Consider the following 8394-nt stretch of genomic DNA (forward strand, 5'->3'; position numbering starts at 1 on the left):
CTACGGCTGGACGCGCAGCCGGTCGATTACGCGCTGGTCGCCCTGTATTTCGTGTTCGTCATCGGCATCGGCCTGCTGGCCAGGCAGCGCGTGTCCTCCAGCATCGACTTCTTCCTGTCCGGGCGTTCGCTGCCCGCCTGGGTGACCGGTCTGGCGTTCATCTCCGCGAACCTCGGCGCTGTGGAGATCATGGGCATGTCCGCCAACGGCGCGGAGTACGGGTTCCCCACCTTCCACTACTTCTGGATCGGCGCGATACCCGCCATGCTGTTCCTCGGCGTGGTGATGATGCCGTTCTACTACGGCTCCAAGGTGCGCAGCGTGCCCGAGTTCATGCGCCGCCGCTTCGGCACCGGCGCGCACCTGGTGAACGCACTGAGCTTCGCCGTCGCCCAGGTCCTCATCGCCGGGGTCAACCTGTACCTGCTCGGCTCCATCCTGAACGTGCTGCTGGGCTGGCCGCTGTGGGTGTCGGTGGTCGTGGCCGCCGTCATCGTGCTGTCCTACATCACTCTCGGCGGTCTCTCGGCCGCGATCTACAACGAGGTGCTCCAGTTCTTCGTGATCGTGGCCGCGCTGCTGCCGCTCACCCTGGTCGGCCTGCACAAGATCGGGGGCTGGGACGGCCTGCGCGAGAAGGTCGGCGCGTCACCCGGCGGCCCGCAACAGCTGGACTCCTGGCCGGGTAACGCGCTCAGCGGATTCGGCAGCGACTTCCTCTCGATCCTCGGCATAGTGTTCGGGCTGGGGTTCGTGCTCTCGTTCGGGTACTGGACCACGAACTTCGTCGAGGTGCAGCGCGCGATGGCCACGCACTCCATCGCGGCGGCGCGGCGCACCCCGATCATCGGCGCCTACCCGAAGATGTTCATCCCGCTGATCGTGGTGATTCCCGGCATGATCAGCGCCGTGCTGGTGCCGCAGATGGCGGAGTACAAGGCGGCGGTCACCGCGAATCCGGACTTCGAGAGCGACACCACCTACAACCAGGCGCTGCTGTACCTGATGAAGGACGTGCTGCCCAACGGCCTGCTCGGAGTGGGGCTGGCCGGTCTGCTCGCGGCGTTCATGGCGGGCATGGCGGCCAACATCTCAGCGTTCAACACGGTGTTCAGCTACGACCTGTGGCAGCAGTACGTGCGGCGCGACCGCCCGGACGGCTACTACCTCGGCGTCGGCAGGCTGGCCACCATCGGGGCGACCGTGGCCGCGATCTTCACCGCGTTCATCGCCTCCGGTTTCAGCAACATGATGGATTACCTGCAAACTCTGTTCAGCTTCTTCAACGCTCCGCTGTTCGCCACGTTCATCCTCGGCATGTTCTGGAAACGGATGACGCCGACCGCGGGCTGGATGGGTTTGGTCTGCGGAACCGGTTCGGCAATCCTCGTTTTCATCCTGCACGAGACGAAAGTGTTCGAACTGTCGGGCCAAGGGGCGAGTTTCGTCGCCGCCGGTGTGGCGTTCGTGGTCGACATCGTGGTCAGTATCGCGGTCACCCAGGTGACGCAGCCGAAACCGGCGGCGGAACTGGTCGGGCTGGTGTACTCGGAGACACCGAAGGAAGTGCGCACCGACCCGGAGGCGGACACGCTGCCCTGGTACCAGCGTCCGGTCCTGCTGGCCGGTATCGCTTTCGCGCTCGTGATCGTCCTCAACATCGTCGTCGGATAGGGAGCCGCCGCAATGCTTTTCGATATCCGCACCATCGTCGGCGCGTTGCTCGGCTGCTACGGGGTCGTGCTCGTCGTCACCGGACTGGTGCACGACACCGCGGCCCAGCAGGCCAAGACCGGCGGCGTCAACGTGAACCTCTGGGCCGGGCTCGCCATGGGCGTGGTGGCCATCGCGTTCGTGGTTTGGGCGCTGCTGCGTCCGGTCCAGGTGCCGCCCGAACCGCGTCCGGCCGAACACGCCGAGGATGAGCCCGACGCCGTTTGACACGGGCAGCGCCCCCTGGAATTCCAGGGGGCGCTGGTTGTCGCGCGGCTCAGGCGTCAGGGCCGGGTAGTTCCACCCGGCCAAGTGCCGCCTTCGCCCGGGAGGCCGGTTCCGCCGACGCCACCCGGGCGAGGAGTCTCGCCGGGCATGGTGCCGGTTCCGCCCACGCCACCGGGGCGAGGGGTCCCACCGGGCATGGTGCCGGTCTCGCCGGGGCGAGGAGCCCCGCCGCGCTCCGTGGCGGTGTCGCGGGCATCCGGACGCGGGATATCGCCGCGCCAGGCACCCGTTTCGTGCCCTCGTTCCTCGACGAAGTGCTTGAAGCGCTCCAGGTCACCGCTCACCCGGTGCTTCAATACGCCGAGCTTGTCGGCGACGTTCTCCACGAACCCTTCGGGGTCGACATCCATCTGCGCCGTCACCCTGGTATGGGTGTCGTCGAGCCGATGGAAGGTGACGACCCCCGCGTGCTTGGGTCCGCTGTCGGACTTCCAGGCGACCCGTTCGTCGGGATGCTGTTCGGTGATCGTCGCGTCGAACTCCCGCGTCGACGGGCCGACATGGACACGCCAGTGCGTGTGCCGGTCGTCGAGCTGGTCTACCGCTTCGACACCTTCCATGAACTTCGGAAACGACTCGAACTGCGTCCACTGGTTGTAGGCGGTGCGAACCGGAACGTCGACGTCCACCGTGGCGGCCATTGTGCTCACTTGCTACCCCTTTCCTCGCCCACCCGCACCGATCGCGCGGACGGGCGTCTTTCGGTTGACAAGCGCTCCCTTGGGGGCGACTCGGGACATTCATCGCATACCCGGGTCGCCCGGGGACAAACAGCCCGAGGACGGTCACACCAAGACGGTCGCCGCGTACGCGTCCAGATCCCGGACCGGTTGCGCCGTAGCCCACGGCTCGAAACTCGCCCTGGTCTGCGCGTACGCCTGCCGCAGCCGGGGCGAGGTGTTCCGCGCTGCCAGGACCAGGGCACGCCGGGCGGCTTCGCACGCACGGTCGATATCCCGCGTGACCGTCAACTGGGCGAGGCTGAGGTTCCACAGGGCACGGTCGCGGGTCGCGTGGCCGGGAATGAGTCCCAGCGCCGCTTCGATCGTGTCGGCCGCCGCGTCCGGTTCGCCGCACGTTTCCAGGCAGCGGGCAGTCATGGCGCTCGTGGTCCACGCACTCTGGTAGTAGCAGTACGACTCGTCCGGCGTCGTCTGCTCGGTGAACTCGTCGCTCACCTGGATCAGCAGTCGCCACGCATCGATCTTTCGTCCATCCGACGCGAACGCCTGCGCCGCGCACAGCTTTCGGAAGTCGTCGACCCGACGGTCCCGTACGGGCAGTCGCAGCATCCCGTCCGCGATCGTGGCGGCATTTCGGAACGAACGCATCTGAACCGCCAATTGGGTGCGGTGGCAGAGAATGCCGGTCGCGATGTCGATGTCGCCGGACTCATCCGCGTGCTCGTGGGCGGTACGGAACAGAGTTTCCGCTCGGTTCAGGTCGCCCTGGTCCCACGCCGACCACGCACTGCTGGCCATGGCCTCGCCGGTCAACGAGTGCAGTGCTGGCCGCAAAGTCGCCGGGCAGTCGCGCAGCAGCGCCGCGCAGGTCCGCGCTTGGGCTTCGACGATCGGCCGGGCGGCATCCGAACCGAGCTGATCATCCAGTAGCTGTGCCGAGTGGACGGTGTCGCGCAGATGCCCGATCGCATCCGATGTGACGGTGGGAGAATCACTGTTGTTCGTTGTCGCCGCGCCGATGACCGCGCCGGTGGCGGCGATGAAGTCGCGCCGGTTCACGTCCAGTTCTCCAATCAACGCCCGGAAACGCCTGTGCGCCCCATGGTCCGCATCTTTGAGTACCCTGTCCAGCCGCGCTTGATGGCTGATACTCACCCGGCGGTACGGTCGGCTCTCCCAGAAGCTGACCGTCCGCTGCGCACAACGCAGCAGCTCGGCGAGCTCGCTCTGGGTCAACCTGCACGCGTCCCGAAGTGTCTTCACATCCGCGCCGGTCCACATCGTCACATTTGCCACGGTGCCCCCTTACCCCTGCTGGACGGTCATTGCTGCCGATTGCTCCAACCTGCGTATCCATTACCTTCCACCAGGGATTTTGCACCGGCACCCTGGTATCCGTACCCGGAACCGGGAAACCCTGTCGCACAACCGGACTCCTGTGCGAGGGGACATCCGAATGGTGCAAACGCACCGGGACGGGTGGCGATCCCGCCCCGGTTCCGGGTCGACCGACGACCGCGAGGGACTATCCGTGCCGCACACCCCGTACGGGGACACTCCGGTGTCCCGCCGCGACTACCTGCATGCGCACCGGGGCTGCGGGCCGGAATGTGAACCGTGGATCGCCGTATCACATTGCGGCGCGGCGAAATACGATCCGGATACCGGCGAACTGCGCGCCGTGCGATGCCCGTCCCGGTACTGCGCCGACGCTTTCGTCTCGGTGGTCGGCGGCAGGATCGCAGCGCACAACGGCCCCACCGCGCTGCCCGGCGTCTGCCCATGGGCAGGCATCCACATCGTCGACGACCGCACCGACTCTCGATTTCGCGATTCGCGGACGTCCGCATGACCTACGACGACCGCGCCGAAGCCGAGATAGCCGTACTCGCCGAAGTGATCGCCGCCGTCGACGCGGCCCTCAGGGAAACCGCCCTCGCGCAGCGGCACCCCCGCAGCCGCCGCGCCCGAGTGCTGGCGGTAGTGCTCTACGAACTGATCGCCAGCGCCCGAACCACGGCAGGCCCCGACGCCGGCCGCCTCTACACCGCCCCTATCCTCGATTCGCTCATCGAGAACGTGCCCGCCGTCGATGAGCTGTCCGTCCTCGACCTCCTGGTCGGGTTTCTCGCCGCTCAGCACACCGCCACGGACCCCTGATCGTCTCCATCCTCGCGTCCGCGTGCTCAGCTCGCGGGGGATATCCATCGCCCTGCCGCAGGTCGAAGACCAGTTGGTGCACATCGAGTCATGTGGTCACCCGGATCGGGTCGCCGTTCACGAGGACCACCCGAAATGTGCGAGGACGACAGGCCGGAGTGCGGTGCATCCAGGCATCTCCTTGATGCGTTACCGACCTCCCGAAGTAGCCCGTTCCCGGCGTCAACGGCAGCAGTTCGGGTCCAGCACCACGCACAGCGCCGCCAGGGCGTCGCGGCGGGCGCGGTGGAAGGTGTTCATGCCGCGTCGTTCGGACTCCACCAGCCCGGCCTTGCGGAGCTGGCCGAGGTGATGGCTGACCGTCGATTCCGACACTCCCACCGCCGCGGCGAGATCACCGCCGTTCTCCTCGCCGGGTGCGCTGGTCAACAGCAGTGACAACAGCTTCACCCGCACCGGATCGGCGATCGCTTTCAACCGCAACGCCACTTCCAGCGCGGCGGCGTCATCGACCGGCCCGGCCGCGACCGGGGGGCAGCAGACCGGGGCGGACATGTCGATCACGGGCAACGTCTTGGGCATGCGATCGACTCTACCCAAGGCATTGACATATGTCGAAAAGGTGGCAGACTCGGCATCGAACCGGTTCTTCGATATATGTCAAACAAGTGGAGGTAGTCATGTCCCGCATCCAACTCGCCCTCAATGTCGACGACATCGACCAGGCCGTGCAGTTCTACTCGACTTTGTTCGCCGCCGAGCCCGCCAAGCGCAAGCCCGGCTACGCCAACTTCGCCATCGCCGAACCACCCCTCAAGCTGGTGCTGATCGAGAACCCCGGTCACGGCGGCAGCGTCAACCACCTCGGCGTCGAGGTCGAAACCTCCGACCGGGTGCACGCCGAAATCGCCCGGCTGTCGGAAGCGGGGCTGTTCACCGAAGAGCAGATCGCCACCACCTGTTGCTTCGCCACCCAGGACAAGGTCTGGGTCACCGCCCCGGACTCCGAACGCTGGGAGGTCTACACCGTCCTCGCCGACAGCGAAACTTTCGGCACGGCCCCAGGTCACGCGACCGAACCCACCGACGCCGAGGCGGTCCAGGCATGCTGCGGCACCGCCGAGGAGGCCGCCGCCGAGGGCGCTTGCTGCGGCGCGGCCGCGAAGAAGGAGGCCGTCGCCTCCGGCGCCACCTGCTGCAATTGACCCCACCGCACGCGGCAGCGAATCGGACCAGGTGTCCGTCTCGCCGCGGACTGCCACCGCCGCGGTCCTCAGCAGACCTGACAAGCCCCGGCCGGCATGCGAGCCGGCCGGGGCTCCCCATACGCCAGCTTTTGGCGAGCCGCGCAATCGAACTTCGCGTTCGGAAGCAGTCTAGAAATGACAACCGGTGCCAGGTTCTCGGGGCCTGTTGACCTGCGGCGGTACCGCAGCGGTGTAGCGCGAGCCTATCCGCGCGTGATGCCCGCTGCCGCGTCCGTCGTTCCGGTGATCTCGTCCATCAACATCCGCAGCGTGAGCGAGTGCTTCTCCGGCGCAAGCGCATCCATCGCGGTGCGCGCCGCTCGGATACCCTCGGCTCGATCACCGGCTCTCACCAACATCAGACCCCGGTGCATCTCCAGGTGAGTCGCGAAGCGCGGCAGTTCGGCCGGAAGTTCTCTTCGCGCTTGCTCTTGTGATGTCACCGCCAATTTCTCATCCCCGAGTCGTGCGGCCAGCAAGGAGAGGAACACGTTCATGCGCCACCAGGGGACGGCGTAGTCGGAGGTTTGCTCATACGAGCCGGACTTGTCGAAAACACGGCGCCCCTCTTCCACGAGAGCGCGCGCCGTCCGGTGGTCGCCGCGCAGCACTGCCGCATGGGCCTTGCCCATGATCGCGTTGAGACGCCCCAAGCTCGGTTTGTCCGACAGCGACAGCGCTTGGTCGGCGAAAAGGTCCGCGACCCGTAGCGCCGCACCTTCGTACCCGAGGGCGATGGCTGCCCGCCCGCGCACCCATACGCGAGTCTGCTCGTCTTCGGAGCGGTCTGCGGCCTCAGCGGCCATTCGATACCAGGTAACCGCCTTCGTGCCGTCGGACCCCGGGAACGTTTTCGCATACAGGGTCATCAGCCGGGCCGCCGCTCCCCACATCTGCGGGCTGTCCAACTGCTGTTGCAGGATCGCCAGGTCGATGGCCAGGCGTCGTTGAATATCCGCCGCACCCAACGACATGTAGTCCGTGCCATAGGCACTGAGCTTCGCCTGCCACCCCTCGATATTCGGTCCGGCATGATCCAGCCGCGCGGAGAATCCGGCCGCCAGCAGATCGGACGCCACTACCGGCGCGATGCTGGTCGCGGCCACCTGTGCCAAGAACTTCCGTCTGTTCATGCCATCGTCCTCGAAAACAGCCAGAGGCACGTCCAGCACGGCCGATAAATGGCGTAGCCAAAACCGGCTGGGCACCGTGTCCCCGTTCTCCCAACGCCTCGAGATGTACTCCCGAGAGATACTCGCCCCCGAGTGGGCCGCCAGCTCGTCCGCCAGCCGCCCCTGCGACCATCCGCGCGCCTTCCGGAGCTCACGGATCAACTCGCCCACACCCATACCGCGATCATCTCCCGGTCGAGCAGTGCGCGGAAGGATAAGCAGCAGCGACATCTCAAGTGCCACTACCAAATGCCACTATCGACAGGCCCATGCAGTGTCGCTGGTCAGTGATCCAGCGCATAATGCCACTCCTGTGTGCCACTGCACAGGCCGATCTCCGTGCGTGACGCTCGATTCAGCCCCGACGCCGGGTGCCGCCGGTTCCTCACCCCGGCTCTGCCGGTTGCCCGAGTATGGGCAGCCAGCGGTTCGGTCTCGGCGTCGGGTGCGCACCAACGCATCGAGCAGGGGAGCCGTTCGTGGATTCACCCAAACATGCTGGGCACACACCGTTGTCGTTGTGCCACTTCTACCGACACATGTGTGACCTGCCCGCCGAAGTCCATCCACCGCATCAAGGCCGCATCACGCTACGCGCGGCGCGGGTGTGTGGATTGATGATGCCCGCGTTCATCGGCTCGGAAGTCAAAGCGTGGATGCACCGCACGGGCCAACCGTCCGGGCCGGTATTGACGCATCCGCATTCGCAGCGGTGGACGTTTCTGACCGGCCCGGATCTGCCGGACGATATCCGGTCGTTCGCACAGATGTCACGGTTAAGTGTGTCGATCCCGCAACCAGTTCAACCGTCGCGGGTGGGGCGGTGACCGGGGATCCGGACACCGAGCGCGACGCCGCCGAACTCGATGTCCTCACTGACGTGATCGGCACTCTGATAGCCACCACCGCGGACGCGGTGCAGGACGGGATGAGCGACACCACCCGTGTTCGCGTGATGGCGATGCTGGTCTATGAACTGATCAGCAGCGCCCGCACCGCCGCCGCACCCCACACCGGCCGCTTGTATGCCGCGCCAGTGCTCGACCCGATCATCGACAACATTCCCGCCGCTGACGACATCACCCTGTTGGACCTGTTGATCCCCGCGATCATCGGCCAGCACCTCAACAG

At 66.4% G+C, this 8394-nt stretch carries 9 protein-coding genes and 1 pseudogene; 6 read left to right on the forward strand and 4 right to left on the reverse strand.

Annotated features, from left to right (window positions below; all coding sequences use genetic code 11):
• Positions 1 to 1674: sodium:solute symporter family protein (locus HOV91_RS37665; RefSeq protein WP_174189974.1), on the forward strand; the 1674-nt coding region annotated here is incomplete at its 5' end.
• A 12-nt stretch (positions 1675 to 1686) separates the two neighbouring features.
• Positions 1687 to 1941, forward strand: coding sequence for a hypothetical protein (locus HOV91_RS37670; protein WP_174189975.1), 255 nt, complete (start codon positions 1687 to 1689; stop codon positions 1939 to 1941).
• Between the two features lie 251 nt (positions 1942 to 2192).
• Here HOV91_RS37670 and HOV91_RS37675 read toward each other — a convergent pair.
• Together HOV91_RS37675 and HOV91_RS37680 are read right to left on the reverse strand one after the other, a co-directional pair.
• Positions 2193 to 2651: pseudogene (locus HOV91_RS37675) on the reverse strand (SRPBCC family protein); the annotation flags it as partial.
• Between the two features lie 135 nt (positions 2652 to 2786).
• The gene (locus HOV91_RS37680) at positions 2787 to 3980 is read right to left on the reverse strand and encodes a helix-turn-helix domain-containing protein (RefSeq protein WP_174189976.1); all 1194 of its coding nucleotides are present in this window, start codon (positions 3978 to 3980) and stop codon (positions 2787 to 2789) included.
• A 160-nt stretch (positions 3981 to 4140) separates the two neighbouring features.
• On the opposite strand from HOV91_RS37680, the gene HOV91_RS37685 reads away from it, so the two are divergent.
• On the forward strand, positions 4141 to 4536 hold the full coding sequence (locus HOV91_RS37685; protein ID WP_174189977.1) for a hypothetical protein: 396 nt from the start codon (positions 4141 to 4143) through the stop codon (positions 4534 to 4536).
• A complete protein-coding gene (locus HOV91_RS37690) occupies positions 4533 to 4844 on the forward strand; it encodes a hypothetical protein (protein WP_174189978.1) in 312 nt (103 codons plus the stop codon). Before HOV91_RS37685 ends, HOV91_RS37690 begins: the two co-directional genes overlap by 4 nt.
• Before the next feature lie 222 nt (positions 4845 to 5066).
• On the opposite strand, the gene HOV91_RS37695 is transcribed toward HOV91_RS37690, so the two are convergent.
• The gene (locus HOV91_RS37695) at positions 5067 to 5426 is read right to left on the reverse strand and encodes an Rv2640c family ArsR-like transcriptional regulator (protein ID WP_174189979.1); all 360 of its coding nucleotides are present in this window, start codon (positions 5424 to 5426) and stop codon (positions 5067 to 5069) included.
• Positions 5427 to 5524: 98 nt separating this feature from the next.
• Here HOV91_RS37695 and HOV91_RS37700 point away from each other — a divergent pair, with 98 nt between their 5' ends.
• Positions 5525 to 6049, forward strand: a complete 525-nt coding sequence (locus tag HOV91_RS37700) for an ArsI/CadI family heavy metal resistance metalloenzyme (protein WP_174189980.1) — start codon at positions 5525 to 5527, stop codon at positions 6047 to 6049.
• 245 nt (positions 6050 to 6294) lie between these two features.
• Here the strand turns inward: HOV91_RS37700 and HOV91_RS37705 are convergent, their stop codons facing one another.
• A complete protein-coding gene (locus tag HOV91_RS37705) occupies positions 6295 to 7440 on the reverse strand; it encodes a helix-turn-helix domain-containing protein (RefSeq protein ID WP_174189981.1) in 1146 nt (381 codons plus the stop codon).
• Positions 7441 to 7870: 430 nt separating this feature from the next.
• Here HOV91_RS37705 and HOV91_RS37710 point away from each other — a divergent pair.
• A partial coding sequence (locus HOV91_RS37710; protein WP_217441571.1) for a hypothetical protein occupies positions 7871 to 8394 on the forward strand: 524 nt, incomplete at its 3' end.

The organism is Nocardia barduliensis, assembly GCF_013315795.1.
GTDB lineage: Bacteria > Actinomycetota > Actinomycetes > Mycobacteriales > Mycobacteriaceae > Nocardia > Nocardia barduliensis.

What these genes read in the sequence shown, in the direction of transcription:
- HOV91_RS37670 (WP_174189975.1), top strand. Translation starts at nt 1,687, where the DNA reads ATGCTTTTCGATATCCGCACCATCGTCGGCGCGTTGCTCGGCTGCTAC.
- HOV91_RS37685 (WP_174189977.1), top strand. Translation starts at nt 4,141, where the DNA reads ATGGTGCAAACGCACCGGGACGGGTGGCGATCCCGCCCCGGTTCCGGG.
- HOV91_RS37690 (WP_174189978.1), top strand. Translation starts at nt 4,533, where the DNA reads ATGACCTACGACGACCGCGCCGAAGCCGAGATAGCCGTACTCGCCGAA.
- HOV91_RS37695 (WP_174189979.1), bottom strand. Translation starts at nt 5,426, where the DNA reads ATGCCCAAGACGTTGCCCGTGATCGACATGTCCGCCCCGGTCTGCTGC.
- HOV91_RS37700 (WP_174189980.1), top strand. Translation starts at nt 5,525, where the DNA reads ATGTCCCGCATCCAACTCGCCCTCAATGTCGACGACATCGACCAGGCC.
- HOV91_RS37705 (WP_174189981.1), bottom strand. Translation starts at nt 7,440, where the DNA reads ATGGGTGTGGGCGAGTTGATCCGTGAGCTCCGGAAGGCGCGCGGATGG.